Here is a 20,620-nt window from a genome sequence, read left to right as displayed (position 1 = left end):
AGTTGTTTAATGTAATTATTGTTGAAGACGAAAAGCTGATACTCGATCTAATGAAATATGTCATCGGCCAAAATCCCCATTATACCATCTTGGGGGCCTTCACCCATCCGCTTGAGGCATTAGCTTCATTATCCCATTTGAAACCGGACGTTGTTTTTCTTGATGTGGAGATGCCCAAGATGAACGGGCTGGAACTTGCGCAAAAAATCAATGAGATGTCGGATTATACCAAAATTATTTTTACGACGGCGCATAAGGATTACGCATTGGAGGCATTCCATGTACAGGCTTTCGATTATATTTTGAAGCCTGTGACAAAAACGGCGATCGAGCGAATAGCCAACCGTCTGATCAAGCAGCATCTTCCGGCAATCTTGCCTGAACAGCGAGTGAAACAAAGTACGATCCGATGCTTTGGAGGGTTAGAGGTTCGCAATTCGCAAGGCGTTTCCGTTCATTGGCCGACACGCAAGACAGAGGAATTGTTTGCTTATTTTCTCTGTCATCCGGGAATGGAGTTCAATAAGTGGCACTTAGCGGATTTGCTGTGGTCCGATATGGATGAGGACCGTGCTATACATAATCTGCATAACACGATGTATCGTTTGAAGAAATTGTTGAAAGAGCACGAAATGGGCGTCGAGATCCAGAAAGTAAATGAAGGATATACCCTGGATATAGGCAATCTTGTATATGATGTACTGGAATTTGAGCGAAATCACCAATCCTTCACGGAAAGGGCACGTGATTCAGCGGAAAAGGAGATTTGGTTCTCCCTCTATAAAGGCTCATTATTGGAACGAAAAGATTATCTCTGGAAAGCGTCGTTGGAGGAAAGATACATCAAACAGTACACGATCTTGGCGCGTGGACTGATTCAACAAGCTATGGATGCAGAGGAGTGGGACAAAGCGGAGCAGAGGGCGGAACAATATTTAGCATTATACCCGTTGAATGAGGAGATGAATCTATTTTTATTGCAAATCTATGAGAACAGGGGGAGAAGGGATCAAATGATGAAACACTATGTCCGATTCAAAGATGCGTATCGCTTGGAAATAGGCGTTGAGCCTTCGTACGAGATAAAGAATTGGGTAGAATCCCGCATGTGGCATATTTCAAATCCAGCAAACGACTAGAGGCAGGGAGAAGATATTCTCTCTGTTTTTTTTTTTTGTGTTTGTTTTTGTGAGCTTTTTGTGAGAACGATTTGATACGATGCAACTGAAACGCTCGTCGCACAGAAGAGCGCAAACACTCATTATCATCCTAATTGATGTTGATGATTTCAAGTTAATCAATGATCAGCATGATCATGCAATGGGCGATATTGTACTGCAGCTGATCTCGAATACACTCAAAAATATGTTTAGGGATGCGGGTTATATTGTCAGATGGGGAGGCGACGAATTTTTAATTCTTCTTATCCGGATGAAGGCACTGAATTGAACGATCTGATCGAGATTACGGATAAAAAAATGTACAGTGACAAGCGTAATAAGAACTACATCTATAGAAGTGTATTAGATGCAGTTAAATAAACTGTATTGTTTTTTGGGAGGAATGGGAGCGACAAAATGATTGGTAGGGGAAGCATGAAGACGAACATTGACGTTAAGGTTATCATGAGCAGCTTGGCATTAAAGGAGACGTACAAGCTATTATCAAGGGTCAAACGGTCAAGAGCAAGAACCATACTTAAAGACGAGCATGTGAAATTATTGAGAAATCATGTCGTCGTGCTGAAGGAAACAATAGGATTGAATCAACGTATATGAGCCATGAAACTAGGGGCACTCCTCAGTCATTTTTGATGACTTTTGGATGGCCCCTTCGTTGTCGAAAACACTCATTTTTTATCCTAAAAACAAGATTTTGTGAGAATTTTATGAGAGGCCCTTTATATAATTAATTTGTCCTGCAGTGCTTTAGGACTATCTGAATTTTTGTAAAATCGGAGTCTTTACGTAACAAAAATTTGAAGGCATAGAAAAGAAATTCACTCCGATCTATGTTTTTGAAAAATAGAAGGGGGATTGAGACTTAAGTCAACTTGAATTAAAAGCATTTTTCAAAACAAACGATTACGGAGGATAACAACTTGAAACGAATTTATTCAAAAGTGATTAGATTAATCATGTCGTTGGCGTTATTAAGTTCCATGTTCTCTTTTGCTAATGTGCAATCAGTTAAAGCTAGCGGTCCGGCTCCGCTTTGGAATCCGCCAGGCGGTGTTCAAGTATCTGACGCAGGAACTTCAAACAGTATTAGTCAAGGGAATACATCCAGGAAACTGGCTATAACGCCGGATGGAACCATCTATGTATTGTTTCATGGCGATGCCGGAATCAGAGTAGCCAAGAGCACGGACCGGGGGAATTCCTTTTCTCCCAGCGTTCAAATTAACAGTTCGAATCTGGAGGCGGAGATTGCGGCATCCTCGAACGGTAATGTTTATGTGATTTATTCTCAAAGCGGAAGCGTATATTTTAGTAAGAGCACCGATAAGGGCGCGACATTCAGTACACCTGTAAATATTGGAGCCGCAAATGGAACTGTACATATGGACACCGATGATAACTATATTTATATCATCGATCAAAATGGTACGCACTTTTATTATAGCTCTGACAATGGAGCCACCTTCACTCTAAATGCGATACCAACATCCTATGTATATTCGGATGTTCATGTTGATTCGTCCACACATCAGGTAGTGATTCAAAAAGATAATCCGTCTTTAAGATACTATACAAGCGATGATCACGGGAAAACATTAAAAGGGCCTGTCGATCCTTCGGGACAAGTTTTTTACTCTGTAAGTGCTCTTTCGAGTGGAGCCTTGGGTCATTATAATTTCGTGGCAGGTCAAGGAACTACATCTTACAAATATGATCTTGACAATCAGAAGTTAACGACACTTACCTTTGGCAATAACACTACTTCGCAAGGACGTTCCATAAGCGCCGATGCTTTTGGCAATGTGGTCACCGGTTATTCCGATGGAACCAATGTTACTTTTGCGGTCAGCCAGGACCTCGGAGCAACCTTTGGTTCACCGGTAACGATTAGCGGGACGACCATTGCGGAATCTGCAATTAATACGACAAACGGGGATATTTTATTTGCTTATGAAAGCAATGGTAAAGTATATCTAGCCGTTTATGCGGGTCTATTGCAAGGGTATAAGTTGAACTTATCGACAACGACGGTTTCTTTTCCTAATCAAAATGCAGCTAATCAAACGGTCATTCTTCAAAACACCTCTAACCAGACCGTTACAATTAATTCGATTACGCCAAGCGGCCCCTTTACGGTTACCTCGGATTGCGGGAACACACTGGCTCCAAATGCGCAATGTAATCTCCACATTGGCTTTAATCCGGCAGGCGCAGGGACATTTACCGGCAGCGTCGCGATTGATTCGGATGCGTTTAATATACCGAGGGTTATTTTGCTAACAGGGACATCAACGGCAAACCCTACTAAATGGATAACGTTTAAGAATGACGATTTCTCGAATGCGAATCAAGTTAATCTATTCTCGCTAAACGGAAATGCAAGTGTAGTCACAGACAATCAAAATCGAAAAGTGCTGCGCTTAACTCCGGCATCTGGAAATAAATATGGTACGGCTTTTAATAAAGCACTTATTGCTCCAGCCAACAACTATTCGTTTAGTACATCCTTTGCATTCCGTATGTCAAACGGCGGCGGAATTGCTCCGGGCCATGCCGACGGCATTACATTTGCCATTCAAACGCAGTCAAGCAATGCCGGGACATTAGGCAGCGGTATCGGTTATCAGGGAATTACCCCAAGTTTTGCCGTGAAGTACGACTCATTCCCAAATGGTTCTCCAAATAACGATCCATCGGATAATTATATCGGATTGGCACAAAATGGTAATGTCAACAACACCAATCCTTCCTGGTACTACGATTTGAATCAAACTTCTTTTAAGCTGTACGACGGCAATGTCTATTATTCGTGGATTGACTATGACGGCGTGAACAAAACCGTCAAAGTCTATATCAACAACGCCAATACGCGACCGGCCGCTCCGGTGTTGAATGTTCCGAATATCGATCTTGGAACTATATTTGGCGGCCAACCGGGCGTATACGCAGGTTTTACTGCGGCAACCGGCGGCGCTTGGGAAAACCACGATATTTTATCGTGGGATTTTACGAACAAATTCGATCCGATCGATACTACGCAATATACGTACAAACAAGCGCCGACAAAAGTAACGGTTAATGCCGCACCGACAGGTCAACCGGGCAAATACAGCGTTATCGCTACGGTGTATGATGTGGATGGCAATCCTGTTCCCGGAGCTCCAATCACTTTCACGTCAACGCAAGGGACTTTAACGGCTGTAAGCGGTACTTCCCTTTCCGACTTACAATCGGACAACAATGGTCAGGGTACGGCGATTCTCGATTTCGGAAGTCTTTCTCCTTCGGGTAAGGTAACGGCAACCGCTATCGGCGGGGCCTATACAACAGTGACGATTCCCTCCGCACCGACGGGATTGTCAGCAGTAACAACGTCCCAGACAGCCGCGACGCTTACTTGGAATTCGGTTAACGGCGCAGCTTCCTACAACATTTATAAAAATGGAAGCTTATATGCTGCCAATGTGACGGCACCTACTTATAACGTCACCGGACTTGTTCCGGGAACATTCTCCGTCTTTACGTTGACCGCCGTAACCAATGGATTTGAATCCGCACCGTCAAACAGTGTAACTGTTCCCAAGTCGGTAGGATTGAATTTAGACAGTACGAGCTACACATTGCCGATAGGAGCAACGCATTCCACGGTAGTAACGTCTGTATATTCAGATGGCAGCAGCTTTGATATTACGAATAAATCATCTTTTAGTTCCAGCAATCCGAATATAGCGACTATTGGTTCGAATGGCCTTGTGACGGCGGTAGGAGCAGGCACGACGATAATTCAAGCCGTGTATGGCGGCGCATCAGTACAAGCTAACGTTACCGTGACCATTGCCGCGCCCACAGGTGTGACCACAACCAACATTACATCTACGGGGGCAACTATTCATTGGAATGCGGTAACCGGTGCTCAATCGTATAACATTTATGATAATGGAAAGTTAATTGCATCGGGTGTACAAGGTACCAGTTACTCGGTAACAGGTCTAACCGCAGGGACAAATCATAGCTTCACCGTAACGGCGGTAAGTAACGGCATCGAATCTTCAGCTTCGGAAAGCGCGAGCGCTGCTATGTCGACATTAAGCGATCTGCTGGTTGACTTGGGTAGCTACACGCTCCCGATAGGGGCCAAACATCAAACGGTTACGAACGCAGTGTATTTAGATCAAAGCATTACAGATGTTTCAAAACTGGCAACATACAGTTCTTCCAACCCGGAAATTGCTTCTGTAGACGCTAATGGTTTGGTCACGGCCATATCGCCTGGAACTGCAACAATTACTTCTACATTCGGCGGAAAAACTGCAACGGCAACCGTTCTTGTGGTAAATGCCGTCCCAAATTTCAGCATCACTTTGACCACTTCGCCTAAATCAGTGGTTGGAGACGGGAAATCGCAAGTAACTTTGAGTGCCAGCGTCGTTTCAACAAGCGGAAATCCGGTTGCGAATGTGCCAATTACGTTCCATTTTGGAAAAGGCTCTGCAGCAGATCAAACCGTGATTACGAATGCACAAGGGATTGCTTCCATGGCATTTACTGCACCGAATATCAATGGTATTAATCCTGTCAATGAAGTGATTGTGGCAACGGCAACCGATCCAACATCCAAACTGTCAACGCAGCAAAGCATCGCGATTAATTACATGCCGGCTTCGGTGCAGGGATTCGTGATCGACAAAATGACCGGAAAACCTGTTGCTGGCGCAAAGGTTTCGGTTACGGCAGATTTTAACGGCGATGGAGTCATTGACTTTTCTTCTACCGTTACTACGGGTCCGGATGGTTCATACCAAATTTATGTGCCTCGCGGCAACTTTACTTATACGCTGAACATTCAAACACCGGTTCAAGTTGGAAATCAAACCGTCATGTTGAATCAAACGCAAACGGCGACGGTAGGGCAATTAAACGGCACAGGGCAAACGATTGCTTCGGCTAACAAAATCAGCGGCCAATTATTTATTTCAAGATCTGCTTCGAATAGTTCGAATTCGCAGCCAACCATCGGAAGCCTGTTCGGAACTGGGAATGTTAGCGCGGTCGTTCAAGGCACGAATGGAAATAATTTCAGTTATACCGCCGGACTGGATGCGAACGGAAACTTTGATGTGAACAACGTGCCGCAAGGACAATATATTATTAAATACCAGATAAAAGCTCCAGACGGGTCTATATTGGCCGGACCGTCGGTCTCCGTGAGTATCAATCAAAATGGGGAGATGGGCGTTGTCTACTCCTTAATTGACCCATATGGTATCGTTACGGATGCATATACGGGGCAGCCTGTGAGCGGAATCAATATGACTTTGTATTGGGCGGATACCCCGCTGAATAGACAGAATGGACACACACCGAATACACCGGTTAACTTGCCGGAGTTATCCAACTTTGCGCCGAATCAAAACCATAACCCGCAAATCACGGATGCGGCGGGAGAGTACGGGTGGATGGTATTCCCGAATGCAGACTATTACATTGTGGCGACAAAACCCGGCTATACCAATTACAACACCTTAATTGCCGCGCCCAACGTTCCAGCAGTTGACGGCTCGGACAGTTACATTCAAAACGGAATCATTCATGTTGGGCAAACGATCGTATCATTCAGCTATTCAATGAAGAAGCAAAGCAGTTCATCTTCCGGATCCGGAGGCACGTTTGTAAGCGGCAATGCTCCTACGGGTCTTACAACAAGCAGCATTACGTCTGCTGGCGTATTGTTGAATTGGGATGTGATGTCCGGAGTCGAATCGTATAACATTTACGATAACGGTAAGGTTATTGCTTCGAATGTGACGGGTACAAGCTACCAAGTTACAGGTCTTACAGCGGGAAGCAGCCACATTTTCACAGTGTCGGCTGTCGTTAATGGAACAGAAACGAAGCAGTCGGTAAGCAAGTCGATTACGATGGCGGCGGATACTGCGTCCATAACTCATGAATCGGGTCATCATGAAAAGTACATCGAGGGCTATCCGGACGGAACGTTTAAATCGGAAAGAAATGTAACCCGCGAAGAAGTTGCGGCTATGCTCTTTAGAGTCTATCACCTTTCCAAATCCGCTTTAGACGGCATGTCCTACTCGGATGTATCCCATGCGGATTGGGGAGCCGATGAAATTGCAGCCGTCACAAAAGCCGGATTTATGAACGGATACCCCGATGGGACATTCCGCCCGAATCAACCGATTACAAGGGAAGAAATGGCGGGTATTGTGGCTCGTCTGAAAAACTTGCAAGGCACAGGGATGGATGTTTTCACGGATATCTCCGGCAGCTGGGCGCGCGATGCCATTTATTTGTCAACTCAAGCCGGTATCCTAAAAGGCTATGAGGATGGAACGTTCCGTCCCAAAGCAAACGCCACCCGTGCCGAAGTTGTCACGATGATTAACCGTCTTATGAATCGCGGACCGTTAACAGGTGTGGGTAATCCAACATGGTCGGATGTGAACCCAAGTTACTGGGCATATGGCGATATTGAAGAAGCATCGACGGATCATGACTACATGATTCAAGACAACAAAGAAGTACAGAAGTAGCTCAACGATGCCGCAGAACAGAACAATCCAGGAAATACAACAGGAAGGCCGAGTGCATTCGGCTTCCTGCCTTTTTTGTGTATGGTGACGTTCGGGCTTTATTCTGCATATCCGGGTTTCTTGTCAATCTGGCCGGAATAAACGGGATTGCGTGTCCCCGCAAAGGTATGATAGGGTTAGGCTAGCTAATCAGTTTAACGAATGAAGGGGACGCTGGTTCGGATGGAACAACGATTTGTCAAGGAATCAAGATGCTACAAGACGTCCCGGATTTTTCCGACGGACGTCAACAATCACAATACGCTGTTCGGCGGTAAACTGATGGCTTACATCGACGACATTGCCTCGATCGCCGCCTCTAAGCACTGCCGGCGTTCGGTAGTGACGGCTTCCACCGACTCCGTGGACTTCCTGTTTCCGATTCGGCCTACCGATTCGGTTTGTCTCGAGTCGTTCGTTACGTGGACGGGGAAGAGCTCGATGGAGGTTTTCGTGAAGGTGATGACCGAGGATTTGAAAACGGCGGAGCGCCGGGTGGCGGCCACGGCTTTTCTCACCTTCGTAGCGCTGGACGAAAACCGCAAGCCGGTCACGGTTCCGCAGGTCGTGCCGGAATCGGCTGAGGAAGTGCGGCTGCACGAGACGGCCGTGCACCGGGCGGAGATACGCTCCTTACGCAGGGAACAGAGCAAGAAGTTCGCGGATGTACTGACTACTACGTTTCCGTGGGAATAACAGAGGCAGCGAGCTAAAGAAAACCATGCGACAACTGGAAAAACTCCTACATGCCGCCTGAGCGAATCAGGTATAATGAAGGGTGCCTTGAAGGCCGGCAGGGCCTATTCTTGGAATACGGAGGGAAGTACAGATGAGCAATATCAATCAATGGGAAAATGCCGAGCCCGGGGTGAAGCGCAAAATTTTCGAGCCCGGTGCAGGGCTGATGATGATGGAAGTGCACTTCGAGGAAGGCGCGGAAGGGTATATTCACAGCCATCCCCACGAGCAGCTGTCCTATTGCCTGCGCGGAAAGCTGGAGTTCTCCGTGGATGGGGAGAAGAAAGTGATCTCCGCCGGCGAGACGATCTACATTCCAAGCGGCGCCAAACATGGCTGCCGTGCGCTGGAGCCGAGCGCGCTGCTCGATTCGTTCACTCCGGTTCGCGAAGATTTGGTCAAAAGATAAACGGCTGCCCTGCCCGGTTGCCCGCTCTTTCCGAGCGGCAGCCGGTTTTTTTTGTGCCGTCAAGGGTTCGATCTCCCTGACGGCTTCCTGTAAGAGAAATATCAGCCAATTGTTCGTTCAACCGACGCCCATCCTCTATTACACTAGCAGAAGACAGAAGCTGTGGAAGGATGGAGAACCGAACATGAACAAATCGAAACATCGGGGCTGGATTCCGGGGGGCTGGAGCCTGCTGCCCTTCCTGCTGCTGCTTCCTCTGGCGGGCTGCAAGCCGGACCGGCAGCCGCCGGAGGCGGTCATGCAGACGTTTACCCAAGCCTGGCAAGCCGGCCGGTATGCGCTGATGTACAGCGCACTCTCGGCCGAAACGAGGCAAAAGCTGAGCGAGGAGGCGTTCTCCGGCCGGCATCGCACAATCTATGAAGGCATCGGAATGAACGGGCTTACCGTCACGTCCGCGGGACCGGAGAAGATCCGAAAGAACCGGATAAAGCACGGTTTAAGCTGCATGTCGAGATGAATACGGTCGCTGGACCGATAGCTTATGATCAAACGGCCGTGTTGAAGGCGGAAGGCAGCGCCTGGGGTGTGGAGTGGTCGCCGGCGTTCCTGTTCCCGCAGCTGGGGGAGACGGACAAGGTACGGGTGCAGTCTACGAAGGCGATGCGGGGTGAGATTTACGATCGCAGCGGCAAGGGGCTAGCCATCAACGAGGACCGGGATGAGGTCGGAATCGTGCCTGGGAAGCTGACGGATTCATCCGTCGCCAAAGCGGGCGAGCTGCTCAAGATAAAGCCGGAGGATATTCAAGCGAAGCTGCAGGCGGCCTGGGTGAAGCCGGAGCTGTTCGTGCCGCTGACGGTCGTGTCCAAGGGGGATCCCCGGCTGGAGGCGCTGCTGGCCATCCCGGGTGTAGGGACAAGGACGAAGAAGGTGCGGGCCTATCCGCTGGGCGAAGCGGCTGCGCATCTTACGGGATATGTCGGCCGGATCAACGGGGAGGAGCTCGAAAGGCTGAAGAGCAAAGGCTACCAGCCCGACGACTGGATCGGCAAGACCGGCCTGGAGCTTTCCCTCGAAGCACGCCTGCGCGGGCAGGACGGGGGACGGGTTTACATCACGGGCGCCGACGGCAAAGAAAAAGCGACGCTCGCCCAGCGGGAGGCGGTTGACGGAGAGGCGGTCAAGCTGACGATTGACGCGGCTTACCAGGAATCGCTGTACCGCCAGCTGAGCAAGGATGCGGCTGCGGGGGTGGAGCTGCATCCTCTGACGGGGGACATTCTGGCGCTCGTCAGCACGCCGTCGTATGACCCGAACGTATGGGTTAGCGGCGTCTCGAACGACCAGTGGAAGCAGTGGAACGAGAATCCGGACAAACCGCTGCTGAACCGGTTCGCTCGCGCTTATTCGCCGGGCTCGGCCTTCAAGCCGATCATGGCGGCCGTTGCCCTGCAGGTGAAGACGCTGGACCCCGAAGCGGTCCGTACGATCACCGGCAAGGAGTGGCGCAAGGACGCCTCTTGGGGCAATTACTACGTCAGCCGGGTCTCCCAGGCGGCGGAAGCGGTCGATTTATCGAAGGCGCTGTTGTATTCCGATAATATTTATTTTGCCCAGGTCGCTCTGGAGCTGGGGAAGGATCGCTTCGTGCAGTCGGTGACCCCGTTCGGCTTCGGCGAGAAGCTGGACCTTCCTCTGGCGATCGACTCGTCCTCCTTGGCGGTCGCCGGCATCAAGAGTGATATTCAGCTGGCCGATTCGGGCTACGGGCAAGGCGAAGTGCTCATGACCCCGCTGCATGTCGCCGCCGCATACACGGTGTTTACGAACGGGGGCAGCATGCTGAAGCCGGTGTTGGAGCGCAAGGGCGGACCAGTCGGAGGGGAAATTTGGAAAAGCGGACTGATCTCTCCGGAGATCAGTCGTCTAATGACGTCGAAGCTGACAGCGGTCATCGACGACTCGGCCGGAACCGGACATGCGGCTCAAATCCCCGGGCTACGGCTTGCCGGCAAGACTGGCACCGCAGAGCTGAAGCAGAAAAAAGGGGAAGCCGGCCAGGAGAACGGCTGGTTCGTTGCGTATGACACCGACAATCCGCGGCTTATCGTGGCGCTCATGGTCGAGCAGGTGGAGCAGCGGGGAGGCAGCCATTATTTGGCTTCCAAGATCAAAGCGATTTTTCAGGGGCTGGCCGGTTAGGGGCCGGAGGTTAAAAAGGACCCGGGGCATGCGATCATGCCTGGGTCCTTGATTTTTGCCTATGCGCGCCTAAAGCTTGGCTATTAAAGATCGGTAAAATGCACCGGTCCGATCACTTCCTCCAGGAACGACCGAAGCTCGGCGGCCTCCTCCCCGTTCAGCTTATAGACGTGCTCGAGGTAGCCCTCCTCCTCCAGATCGTCCGGTCCGATGACCGCCGTGCGTCCGGACTGCATATCGGTAACGAGCTTCTTGCCGTAGAAGCGGCTGGTCGTCGTAATGGCCAGGTCGAACCGCCGAAGCGTCTCCCCGACGAAGCAGACGAATCTCGTCTTCGTTTCCTCCGTACCGTCGTATAAATAATCAAGTTCCGTCATATGACGCCCACCCTCCCTGTACATCTGTATTCCTCCAATGGATACCGAAATTATAACAGATTTGAGCGCCATGGGGCAAAGAGGGAAGCGGATGTCCGTCTATCGCCTGATAACAGGATGTTTCTCGCGTTTTCAATTCTTTTGAAACATGGTACAATTGACAGAAGCGATTATACCATAAGAGCGAGGGTCCATTCCTACGAACCGAAACGGAGGCAACACTACCGATGTCCAAACCGAAGAAAATGAGAAGCGACATGATTAAAAGGGGCTTTGACCGCGCTCCGCACCGCAGCTTGCTGCGTGCCGCAGGCGTCAAAGAGGAAGATTTCGACAAGCCGTTTATTGCGGTTTGCAACTCTTATATCGATATTATTCCGGGACACGTCCACCTGCAGGAATTCGGCAAGCTGGTAAAAGAAGCGATCCGTGAAGCGGGTGGCGTACCTTTCGAGTTCAATACCATCGGCGTTGACGATGGCATCGCAATGGGCCATATCGGCATGCGTTATTCCCTGCCGAGCCGCGAGATTATCGCAGACTCCTTGGAGACGGTCGTTTCCGCGCACTGGTTCGACGGCATGGTCTGCATCCCGAACTGCGATAAAATTACGCCGGGCATGATGATGGGCATGCTGCGCGTCAACATCCCGACGATCATGGTCAGCGGCGGACCGATGAAAGCGGGCCGCACGAGCGACGGCCGCGCGATTTCCTTAACCTCTGTATTCGAAGGCGTAGGCGCTTACCAAGTCGGCAAGATCGACGACAAGAGCCTGCTCGAGCTGGAGCAATACGGCTGTCCGACCTGCGGCTCCTGTTCCGGCATGTTCACGGCCAACTCCATGAACTGCTTGGCGGAAGGCCTCGGCCTCGCCCTGCCGGGCAACGGCACGATTCTGGCCATCTCCGAAGACCGCAAGGAATTCGTCAAGAAATCCGCAAGACAGCTGATGGAATTGATCGAGAAGGACATCAAGCCTCGCGACATCGTAACGGTGGAAGCGATCGACAACGCCTTCGCGCTGGACATGGCTATGGGCGGCTCCACTAACACCGTGCTGCATACGCTGGCGCTGGCTCACGAAGCGGGCATCGAATATCCGATCGAGCGCATCAATGAAGTCGCGAACCGCGTGCCGCATCTGGCGAAGATCGCACCGGCTTCCGACTACCATATCGAAGACGTGCACAATGCGGGCGGCGTGAGCGCCGTCATTAACGAGCTGCTGAAGAAGCCGGGCGCCATCCACGGCGGAACGTTGACCGTAACGGGCCGGACGCTCGCCGAGAACGCAGCCGGCTGCGAGATCCTCGACAAGGACGTCATTCGTCCGCTCGACAATCCGCATTCCGAGCGCGGCGGCCTGGCGGTACTGTTCGGCAACCTGGCACCGGAAGGCTCCATCATTAAAGTAGGCGCCGTAGACAAATCCGTCGGCGGCTATCACAAAGGGCCTGCCATCTGCTTCGACTCCCAGGAAGACGCGCTGGCCGGCATTGCGAACGGCAAAGTCAAAGAAGGCCATGTCGTCGTAATCCGCTACGAAGGACCGAAGGGCGGCCCTGGCATGCCTGAGATGCTGGCGCCTACTTCGCAAATCGTGGGCATGGGCCTCGGCGCGAAGGTCGGCCTCATCACCGACGGCCGGTTCTCCGGCGCATCCCGCGGCATCAGCATCGGACACATTTCGCCGGAAGCGGCGGAGGGCGGACCGATCGCTTTCGTCCAAGACGGGGATGAGATCGAGCTGGATCTGGAGAACCGCACGATTCAGCTGCTGATCAGCGACGAGGAAATGGAGCGCCGCAAAGCCGGCTGGAAAGGCTTCGAGCCGAAAGTGAAAACGGGCTATCTTGCCCGCTATTCCAAGCTCGTTACGAACGCCAGCATGGGCGGCATCATGAAAATCTAATTCGTCTCAAGGCAGAGCAGCCCGGTCCCGCGTTCAAGGGGGAGCCGGGCTGCTCTTCTATTCTTCGACATGATCGTCGCCGCTCGAATCGTGCGTCGGATGCGCGCCCGGATACTCCCGGGAAAGGCCGGCGTGCAGCTCGCGGTTTTCGTAAGTGAACTGGTTATACGAGCGCTGGTCCTCTCTCCAGGGCGTGCTTTTGCCGAGGATTTCGGGAGCGAAGCTGGAGCCGTAGGGCCCTTCGGGGAATTCCTCGGCGATCAGGTCGTTGCGCTGTGATTCGACGGTGGCCAGATCGGTATATTTTTTGTCGGGAGCTTCTTGTAAGAAGCCGTCTTTCCGCTTATCCATGATTCCGCGCCTCCTTCGTGTTCTGCTGCCGTTAGTAGCGTAACCGGGAAATCCCCTCGTTATCCAAATTCATGCTTGTCTTTCGCTGTAAGACATGGTATGATTTACCTAATTTCAAACCGCAGAGGAAGCACCTCTCTTACGAACGCGTAGGAGGGGTGCTTTTTTGCGTTTGGAAAGATCGATTTTCATTTATCAGGAGGGGAAAGCTTTGAATTTGATGTTCTTGAACAGCTTGGAGAAGGCGGAAAGCGAAGGAGCTGCCCGGTCGGCGCAGGTGTCCATCGGGGAGCAGGAAGGAATCTGGTATGTGATGTGGACAGAGACCGAAGAGGACGGCCGCACGCGGCAGGAGCATTGGTACGAGGGCATGCAATGGGAGGAGATGCTGGCGGTGTTTCGCGAACGCGTCTGGTCCAAGCAATGCGAAGGCTTTAAGCCGCTGATCGAAGCGGTAGCCGGCGGAATGAACGCAGCCGATGAACGCGCGGTTTACATCCAGCTGCTGCAGTATTACAGCGAGCTGCATCCGAACGATGAGCTTTATGAGGCGCTTCGCCAATGGAGACTGAAGATGGCGTCGAAGGAGAGCAAAGCGCCGTTCATTGTGGCGACAAACCGTCTGCTGAAGCTAATCAGCACGTTCGTGCCGCAGTCCGAGGAAGAGCTGCTCCAGCTCCCGGGCTTCGGCAAAGCGAAGGCGGCGCAGTATGCCGCCGAGCTGCTCGCGATTACGGCGGAGCAAGAGCGTACCACATCGTTCCCTCTTGTATGGGTGGAGCAGCAGGTGAACCCCAGTGAGTTCTATGCCTGGCAGCTGCAGGAGAAGGAGCGGCGCCGCAAGGCGGAAGCGGATAAGCAGGAGCTGAAGCGCAAGCTGCTGGAGGCGATTCACCGCATGGAGCCGCTCGACGAGCTGCAGGAGCAGACGAAGCTGCAGCGGCGCAATTTGGTACAGTGGATCGAAGAGCTCGACCGGGACGGTTACGAGTTGGAGCCTTATATCGAGCTGCTGCTGGAGCAGGTGCCGAGGGCGGAGCGGGAGCTCGCTTGGCAGGCGTTCGAGCAGCAGGGAGACCGTTACCTGAAGCCGATTCTACAAACCGTGTATAAGCAGGAGGAGCTGTCGGCGAAGGATACGGACCGGATTTATGAGTGGCTTCGTCTGCTTCGGTTAAAGTTCCGCCGGTCGGGCCAACTGAAGATGGAAGCGGCGGTCTAAGCAGCGAATTCGCGTTAGTTCAAAGATGAGGGGGGAGCCGCGTTATGCGCTCCTTCCTCGACTTCCTTAAATAATCCACTGTCTTCAGCGGCTGGAACGACGAGCGGCTTGCCGGCGGCCCAAGCATCCAGAAGTTTCTGGAGCTGTCCGGCCGTAACGGGCTGAGCGCTTTCGATGAGCTCGTAGCCCAGCTCACCGTTAATTTCCAGGGTAGCCGTCTTCACGTCGGATAAGCGGACAATGCCTTTGGTGCGAAGGCGCATTTCCAGATTGTCCACGGTAAGCTTCGTTCGACGCAGCTGGTCCGGCAGCAGCTTGCCGTTCTCGATCACGGTCACCGCTTGCCCGGAGAGCCAGCGCTCCAGCACGTTCCCCTTGAGCTGCAAGTATTCCAGCAGCACTAACGTTCCTAAGAATGCGGACACCGACAATAAAGTCGCGCCAATCTCGGTGCTCACGATCGGCTGGACCAGAATTTCTCCAAGCGAGAACATGATGACCGTGGAAGCGATCGTCGTTTGAGACAGCGATTTGCGGCCTGCCAGCCGGAGCAGCACTACGGCGCTAACGACCAGCAGCGCCGATTTCCAAAGATAATCCACGTTCTACCTCCTCCATTCCTTCATAGGATGAATCGCAGATGCCCGATCCATTCCCGGCAAAATAAAAAGGACCGGCTCACAGCCAATCCTTTTTACGGAAAAGAACAAACATGGACACGCCCACGATCACCATGAACACCAAAGCGACAACGCCGCCGTAATGCCAATGCATGCCAGGCACATATTCAAAGTTCATCCCGTATACCCCGGTGATGAACGTCAGGGGCATGAATATCGTCGTCAGCGCCGTAAACACGCGCATGATTTCGTTCGCCCGGTTGGACAGGCTCGATTGATAAGCCTCCCGCAAGTTGCCCATCAAATCGCGGAACGTTTCGAACGTCTCCGAAATTTTGACCGCGTTCTCGTAGATGTCGCCGAAATACTTCTTGAGCGGCTCGCTGATCAGCTTCAGTTCCTTCTTGTTCAGAGTGTTGATTACCTCTTTTTGAGGCACCAGCACTTTCTTGAGCCATAAAATTTCGCTTCGCAGTCCGATGATTTCGTTCAGATGCGATTTCTTCGTGTTCATCAGAATATCTTCTTCGAGCTTCTCGATCTTCGCCTCGATCCGGTCCGCCACATTCGTATAATTGTCGACGATCAAGTCCATCAAGTGATAGAGGAACCGGTCCGGAGCCGTCACTTCCTCTTCCCAAAGCACCGGCTTGAGCGCCCGGATCTCATTGATCTTCTGGCGGGTGACCGTTATGATGTAATGCTTCCCCAGGAAAATGTTCAGCGCCCGCAGGAAAATTTCGGCGTCGTCGAATCGGATGCTGTTGACCACGATAAAATAATTCGTATCGTATAATTCAATCTTGGGACGCTGCTCTTCCTCCGTCAGGACGTCCTCGATGGCGAGCTCATGAAGATGAAACAAGGGCTGTAATAATTCCAAATCCTCCACATCGGCGTCAATCCAATAAAATCCGTGCTGAGGGGGATTGGCCGTCTGGGTAATATCCTCAACCAATGTAAAAATGCCGTCTTGCACCAAGCGTGCCTTCATATTTCCACCCCTTCTTGTTGGTCGAAGCGGAACACGCTGCAGCTCCGGCGCACGGTCAGGCGAAAGAAACGCTAATCGGAACGACTTACCGAGAAGGCATGAAATCGCAGTGACGAACAGCCGGAATTGACCGGTATCCCAACGAACGATTCAGTTGTTGTTGAACGCAGATTGTACTCCTCGGGTCTCCGTCCATTCGATCGCTGCACCCCTTCTTGGCTTTAAATGTCGAATACTTGTCTAGTATAACCCTTCATTTTCCACACATCAAGCAGTAACGCTTGGATTTTGCCGGTACGGTTCGTCTGGAATAACATATGTGAGGAAGCGGATTAAGGTGCGGAGGGGGGCTTGACGGTCACCGCGATTTCGATTACATTATTATTAGTCTTACCAATTGAATAGATTCGGTTTCAAACTCTTATCAAGAGCAGGTGGAGGGACTAGCCCGATGATACCCGGCAACCGACAAACCTTAGGCGATGGCGCAGCGCGAGCGGCGCGGGACAGCCTTTGGAATGCACGGTGCTAAATCTTGCGGAAGCGTTAAGCTTCTGAGAGATGAGAGAGGACCATGTGCGATATACATAGGCCTTTCTCTAGCGTGCGGAGAAAGGCCTATTTCTATGCCGGGCTCCGCCGCACCTTAGGAAACGAATACGACCCCCAAAGAAGGAGTGAGCCTGAGATGCCTATCAAAATTCCGGATCATCTGCCCGCCAAAGAAGTGTTAATTAACGAGAATATTTTCGTTATGGATGAAAGCGTAGCCTATCACCAGGACATCCGCCCTCTGCGGATCGCGATCCTGAATCTGATGCCGACGAAGGAAACGACCGAGACGCAGCTGCTTCGTCTCATCGGCAATACGCCGCTTCAGCTCGAGTTCGTACTGCTGCATCCGAAGACGCACACGTCGAAGAATACGTCGGCGGAGCATCTGGAGCAGTTCTACAAGACGTTCGACGATGTCCGCGAGGAACGGTTCGACGGCATGATCATCACCGGCGCGCCGGTGGAGCAGCTCGATTTTGAAGACGTATATTATTGGGATGAGCTGAAGCAAATTATGGAGTGGACGAAGACGCACGTCACCTCCACGATGCATATTTGTTGGGCGGCGCAGGCCGGCCTGTACCATCATTTCGGCGTGCCGAAGTATCCGCTCGAGGAGAAGATGTTCGGCGTCTTCCCGCATACGATCACCAAACCGAATGTAAAGCTGCTCCGCGGCTTCGACGAACAGTTCCTGGTTCCCCAGTCCCGCCACACGGAAGTGCGCCGCGAGGAAGTGGAAAGCGCCAGGGGGCTGGAGATCTTGTCCGAGTCCGAGGAGGCAGGCGTCTATATCGCGGCGTCGCTCGACGGCAAGCAAATTTTTGTAACGGGCCACTCCGAATATGATGCCTGTTCCTTGAAATATGAATACGACCGCGACGTGAATAAAGGGCTCACGATTGCAGTGCCCAAAAATTATTATCCGAACGATGACCCCAGCCGGGAGCCGCGGAATACATGGAGAGCCCATGCGAACCTGCTGTTCTCGAATTGGTTGAACTATTATGTGTACCAGGAAACGCCGTACGATTTATATAAGGGGGATTATGTCATATGAGTTTGGATAACCTTAGAATCGAAAGCCGTCTGGCGCAGCTGGGATCTCAGGAGGAGCCGGTAACGGGTGCGGTCAGCTTCCCGGTTTACCAGGCTACGGCGTTCCGCCATCCGAAGCTCGGCCAAAGCACCGGCTTCGACTATGCGCGGACGAAGAGCCCGACCCGCAAGGTGCTGGAGGAAGCGATCGCGCAGCTCGAATCCGGCGACGCCGGATTCGCCTGCAGCTCCGGGATGGCGGCGCTGCAGACGATCTTCGCGCTGTTCGGCCAAGGCGATCATCTGATCGTCTCCCTGGATTTATACGGCGGCACGTACCGTCTGCTGGAGCGCATTATGTCCCGTTTCGGCGTGACCGCGACGTACGTGGATACGAACGATCTGGATGCGCTGGAGTCCGGCTGGAAGCCGAATACGAAAGCGATCGTGATCGAGACGCCGACAAACCCGCTGATGATGATTACGGATCTGGAGCTTGTCTGCAGCTGGGCGAAGAAGAAGGGTATCCTGTCCATCGTCGACAATACGCTCCTGACGCCGTTCTTCCAGCGCCCGATCGAGCTCGGGGCGGATATCGTCATTCACAGCGCGACCAAATATTTGGGCGGGCACAACGACGTGCTGGCCGGTCTGATCGTGACCAAGGGCAAGGAACTCTCGGAGGAAATGGCGTTCCTGCATAACTCCATCGGGGCCGTGCTGGGCCCGCAGGACAGCTGGCTGCTGATGCGGGGGATGAAGACGCTGGCGCTCCGGATGGAGCGCCATCAGGAGAATGCGACGAAGATCGCCGCGTTCCTGAAGGCTCATCCGCAGGTGGAATCCGTGTACTATCCGGCGCTTCCGGACCACCCGGGTCACGAGATCCAGAAGCGGCAGTCATCCGGCAATACCGGCATTTTTTCCTTTAAAATGAAAGATGCGCGTTATATCGAACCGATCCTGCGCCACATCAAGCTGATCGCCTTCGCCGAGAGCCTGGGCGGCGTCGAATCGCTCATGACGTATCCGGCGGTGCAGACGCACGCGGACATTCCCGAAGCGATCCGCCGTCAGGTCGGGGTCGACGACAAGCTGCTGCGCTACTCCGTGGGCATCGAGCATGCGGATGATCTGATCGCGGATCTGAGCCGGGCGATCGAACTGGCTCATAAAGAAATCGAAGAGGGGGAGACGGTTCATGGCTAACCCGACCGGCCCGACTCACGGCAACGACGAGTTCAAGAAACGCAGCTTCGCTACGAAGCTGATTCACTTCGGAGCGGAGATCGACGGCGTTACCGGCGCAGCCAGCGTTCCGCTGTATCAGGCTTCGACCTTTCATCAGTTTTCGCTGGATGAGCCGCAAGCCTACGACTACACCCGTTCGGGGAATCCGACGCGGCAGGCGCTCGAGGATTATATCGCGCTCCTCGAAGGCGGATCGCGGGGCTTTGCCTTCGCTTCCGGCATGGCGGCCATCTCCGGCGCCTTCATGCTGCTGTCGGCGGGAGATCATGTCATCTGCACGGAGGATGTCTACGGCGGAACGTACAGGCTGCTGACGACGATCCTGACGCGGATGAACATCGAGACGACCTTCGTCGACATGACGGACTTGAATCAGGTACAGGCGGCGCTGAAGCCGAACACCAAAGCCGTCTTCCTCGAGACGCCTTCGAACCCTACGCTGAAGATTACCGACATTGCGGCGGTAACCGCTTGGACCAAGGAGCGCGATTTGCTGACGATGCTGGACAATACGTTCATGACGCCTTACCATCAGCGTCCGATCGAGCTCGGCGTCGATATCGTGCTTCACAGCGCCACCAAGTTCCTCGGCGGACACAGCGACGTTACGGCCGGGCTGGCCGTAGCCGCTAACGATACGCTCGGCCGACGGCTGAAGCAAATCCAGAACGGACTCGGCACGGTTCTCGGCATCAATGATTCGTGGCTGCTCATGCGCGGCATGAAGACGCTGAAAGCCCGGATGGAGGCACACGAGCTGAGCGCCCGCCGCCTGGCGGATTGGCTTTCCTCGAACCCGGCTGTCGAGACGGTCTATTACCCTGGACTGCCGAATCATCCGGGACGGGATATTCACGAGAAGCAATCGCTCGGCTACGGCGCCGTCGTTTCCTTCGACGTCGGCTCCGGCGAACGGGCGAAGCGGCTGCTCTCCAAGGTGCGCATCCCGCTCGTGGCCGTCAGCCTGGGCGCGGTGGAAAGTATCCTTTCTTATCCGGCGATGATGTCGCATGCGGCTATGCCGCGCGAGGTGCGTCATCAGCGTGGCATTAGGGACGGACTCGTACGCTATTCCGTCGGCCTGGAGGACATCGAGGACATTATAGAAGATCTGGAGCAAGCCTTGGCGGAAGACTGAACGGACCGCCGGAACTAAGCCGATCGCCCGAATAG

The 20,620-nt window shown here is 52.6% G+C and carries 17 protein-coding genes and 1 riboswitch; of the genes, 12 read left to right on the top strand and 5 right to left on the bottom strand.

The genetic code is table 11. The features are described 5' to 3' along the window. Nucleotides 1–2 precede the first annotated feature (2 nt). The 5 genes from O9H85_RS30015 to O9H85_RS30000 all read left to right on the top strand — a co-directional run bounded on the left by O9H85_RS30015 (nt 3) and on the right by O9H85_RS30000 (nt 8,918). Nucleotides 3–1,139 (top strand): response regulator, encoded by a 1,137-nt coding sequence (locus O9H85_RS30015; RefSeq protein ID WP_269885085.1) that lies wholly within the window; start codon nt 3–5, stop codon nt 1,137–1,139. Between the two features lie 79 nt (nt 1,140–1,218). Beyond that, complete coding sequence (locus tag O9H85_RS37970) at nt 1,219–1,449, top strand: GGDEF domain-containing protein (RefSeq protein ID WP_409348221.1); 231 nt, start codon at nt 1,219–1,221, stop codon at nt 1,447–1,449. A gap of 652 nt (nt 1,450–2,101) precedes the next feature. Then, entirely contained in the window at nt 2,102–7,732 is a 5,631-nt protein-coding gene (locus tag O9H85_RS30010) for an S-layer homology domain-containing protein (RefSeq protein WP_269885084.1), read from the top strand. Nucleotides 7,733–7,954: 222 nt separating this feature from the next. Continuing rightward, complete coding sequence (locus tag O9H85_RS30005; protein WP_269885083.1) at nt 7,955–8,467, top strand: acyl-CoA thioesterase; 513 nt, start codon at nt 7,955–7,957, stop codon at nt 8,465–8,467. A gap of 133 nt (nt 8,468–8,600) precedes the next feature. Next, nucleotides 8,601–8,918, top strand: a complete 318-nt coding sequence (locus O9H85_RS30000; RefSeq protein ID WP_269885082.1) for a cupin domain-containing protein — start codon at nt 8,601–8,603, stop codon at nt 8,916–8,918. Here the strand turns inward: O9H85_RS30000 and O9H85_RS29995 are convergent. Next, a complete protein-coding gene (locus O9H85_RS29995) occupies nt 8,908–9,039 on the bottom strand; it encodes a hypothetical protein (RefSeq protein ID WP_269885081.1) in 132 nt (43 codons plus the stop codon). The genes O9H85_RS30000 and O9H85_RS29995 overlap by 11 nt on opposite strands. 63 nt (nt 9,040–9,102) lie before the next feature. On the opposite strand from O9H85_RS29995, the gene O9H85_RS29990 reads away from it, so the two are divergent. Further along, nucleotides 9,103–9,438: an NTF2-like N-terminal transpeptidase domain-containing protein gene (locus O9H85_RS29990; RefSeq protein ID WP_269885080.1), complete on the top strand. Its 336-nt coding sequence runs from the start codon at nt 9,103–9,105 to the stop codon at nt 9,436–9,438. Then, nucleotides 9,435–11,123 (top strand): penicillin-binding transpeptidase domain-containing protein, encoded by a 1,689-nt coding sequence (locus O9H85_RS29985; protein WP_269885079.1) that lies wholly within the window; start codon nt 9,435–9,437, stop codon nt 11,121–11,123. The genes O9H85_RS29990 and O9H85_RS29985 overlap by 4 nt, the downstream gene beginning before the upstream one ends. Before the next feature lie 83 nt (nt 11,124–11,206). Here the strand turns inward: O9H85_RS29985 and O9H85_RS29980 are convergent, their stop codons facing one another. After that, nucleotides 11,207–11,500, bottom strand: coding sequence for a DUF3055 domain-containing protein (locus O9H85_RS29980; protein WP_269885078.1), 294 nt, complete (start codon nt 11,498–11,500; stop codon nt 11,207–11,209). 227 nt (nt 11,501–11,727) lie between these two features. Between O9H85_RS29980 and ilvD the strand changes: the two genes are divergently transcribed. After that, nucleotides 11,728–13,416 carry a dihydroxy-acid dehydratase gene (gene ilvD, locus O9H85_RS29975; protein WP_269885077.1) on the top strand — a complete coding sequence of 563 codons (1,689 nt, stop codon included), beginning with the start codon at nt 11,728–11,730 and terminating at the stop codon, nt 13,414–13,416. A gap of 57 nt (nt 13,417–13,473) precedes the next feature. Here the strand turns inward: ilvD and O9H85_RS29970 are convergent, their stop codons facing one another. Beyond that, the gene (locus O9H85_RS29970) at nt 13,474–13,767 is read right to left on the bottom strand and encodes a hypothetical protein (protein WP_269885076.1); all 294 of its coding nucleotides are present in this window, start codon (nt 13,765–13,767) and stop codon (nt 13,474–13,476) included. Between the two features lie 220 nt (nt 13,768–13,987). On the opposite strand from O9H85_RS29970, the gene O9H85_RS29965 reads away from it, so the two are divergent. Beyond that, a complete protein-coding gene (locus O9H85_RS29965; RefSeq protein ID WP_269885095.1) occupies nt 13,988–14,989 on the top strand; it encodes an HRDC domain-containing protein in 1,002 nt (333 codons plus the stop codon). A 14-nt stretch (nt 14,990–15,003) separates the two neighbouring features. On the opposite strand, the gene O9H85_RS29960 is transcribed toward O9H85_RS29965, so the two are convergent. Both O9H85_RS29960 and corA read right to left on the bottom strand, forming a co-directional pair. Continuing rightward, the gene (locus O9H85_RS29960) at nt 15,004–15,591 is read right to left on the bottom strand and encodes a DUF421 domain-containing protein (protein ID WP_269885075.1); all 588 of its coding nucleotides are present in this window, start codon (nt 15,589–15,591) and stop codon (nt 15,004–15,006) included. Between the two features lie 76 nt (nt 15,592–15,667). Continuing rightward, nucleotides 15,668–16,603 carry a magnesium/cobalt transporter CorA gene (gene corA / locus O9H85_RS29955; protein ID WP_269885074.1) on the bottom strand — a complete coding sequence of 312 codons (936 nt, stop codon included), beginning with the start codon at nt 16,601–16,603 and terminating at the stop codon, nt 15,668–15,670. Nucleotides 16,604–17,021: 418 nt separating this feature from the next. Further along, a riboswitch (SAM riboswitch) is annotated at nt 17,022–17,171 on the top strand. Nucleotides 17,172–17,291: 120 nt separating this feature from the next. Here corA and metA point away from each other — a divergent pair. The 3 genes from metA to O9H85_RS29940 are packed head-to-tail and all read left to right on the top strand — an operon-like array spanning nt 17,292 to nt 20,585. Next, complete coding sequence (gene metA / locus O9H85_RS29950; protein WP_269885073.1) at nt 17,292–18,218, top strand: homoserine O-acetyltransferase MetA; 927 nt, start codon at nt 17,292–17,294, stop codon at nt 18,216–18,218. Continuing rightward, the gene (locus O9H85_RS29945; RefSeq protein ID WP_269885072.1) at nt 18,215–19,405 is read left to right on the top strand and encodes an aminotransferase class I/II-fold pyridoxal phosphate-dependent enzyme; all 1,191 of its coding nucleotides are present in this window, start codon (nt 18,215–18,217) and stop codon (nt 19,403–19,405) included. The genes metA and O9H85_RS29945 overlap by 4 nt, the downstream gene beginning before the upstream one ends. Continuing rightward, nucleotides 19,398–20,585, top strand: coding sequence for a trans-sulfuration enzyme family protein (locus tag O9H85_RS29940; protein ID WP_269885071.1), 1,188 nt, complete (start codon nt 19,398–19,400; stop codon nt 20,583–20,585). The genes O9H85_RS29945 and O9H85_RS29940 overlap by 8 nt, the downstream gene beginning before the upstream one ends. Nucleotides 20,586–20,620: the final 35 nt, after the last annotated feature.

The organism is Paenibacillus gyeongsangnamensis (genome assembly GCF_027533625.1).
Lineage (GTDB): Bacteria > Bacillota > Bacilli > Paenibacillales > NBRC-103111 > Paenibacillus_G > Paenibacillus_G gyeongsangnamensis.
The sequence above is the reverse complement of the archived record's forward strand: the minus strand, read 5'-3'. Positions and strand labels throughout refer to the sequence as shown.

Excerpts from the sequence above, each read along its gene's own strand:
- O9H85_RS29985 (WP_269885079.1), top strand. The coding sequence starts at position 9,435 with ATGAATACGGTCGCTGGACCGATAGCTTATGATCAAACGGCCGTGTTG.
- O9H85_RS29940 (WP_269885071.1), top strand. The coding sequence starts at position 19,398 with ATGGCTAACCCGACCGGCCCGACTCACGGCAACGACGAGTTCAAGAAA.
- O9H85_RS30005 (WP_269885083.1), top strand. The coding sequence starts at position 7,955 with ATGGAACAACGATTTGTCAAGGAATCAAGATGCTACAAGACGTCCCGG.
- O9H85_RS30000 (WP_269885082.1), top strand. The coding sequence starts at position 8,601 with ATGAGCAATATCAATCAATGGGAAAATGCCGAGCCCGGGGTGAAGCGC.
- O9H85_RS29980 (WP_269885078.1), bottom strand. The coding sequence starts at position 11,500 with ATGACGGAACTTGATTATTTATACGACGGTACGGAGGAAACGAAGACG.
- metA (WP_269885073.1), top strand. The coding sequence starts at position 17,292 with ATGCCTATCAAAATTCCGGATCATCTGCCCGCCAAAGAAGTGTTAATT.
- O9H85_RS29945 (WP_269885072.1), top strand. The coding sequence starts at position 18,215 with ATGAGTTTGGATAACCTTAGAATCGAAAGCCGTCTGGCGCAGCTGGGA.
- O9H85_RS29965 (WP_269885095.1), top strand. The coding sequence starts at position 13,988 with ATGTTCTTGAACAGCTTGGAGAAGGCGGAAAGCGAAGGAGCTGCCCGG.
- O9H85_RS29990 (WP_269885080.1), top strand. The coding sequence starts at position 9,103 with ATGAACAAATCGAAACATCGGGGCTGGATTCCGGGGGGCTGGAGCCTG.
- O9H85_RS37970 (WP_409348221.1), top strand. The coding sequence starts at position 1,219 with ATGCAACTGAAACGCTCGTCGCACAGAAGAGCGCAAACACTCATTATC.
- ilvD (WP_269885077.1), top strand. The coding sequence starts at position 11,728 with ATGTCCAAACCGAAGAAAATGAGAAGCGACATGATTAAAAGGGGCTTT.
- corA (WP_269885074.1), bottom strand. The coding sequence starts at position 16,603 with ATGAAGGCACGCTTGGTGCAAGACGGCATTTTTACATTGGTTGAGGAT.
- O9H85_RS29970 (WP_269885076.1), bottom strand. The coding sequence starts at position 13,767 with ATGGATAAGCGGAAAGACGGCTTCTTACAAGAAGCTCCCGACAAAAAA.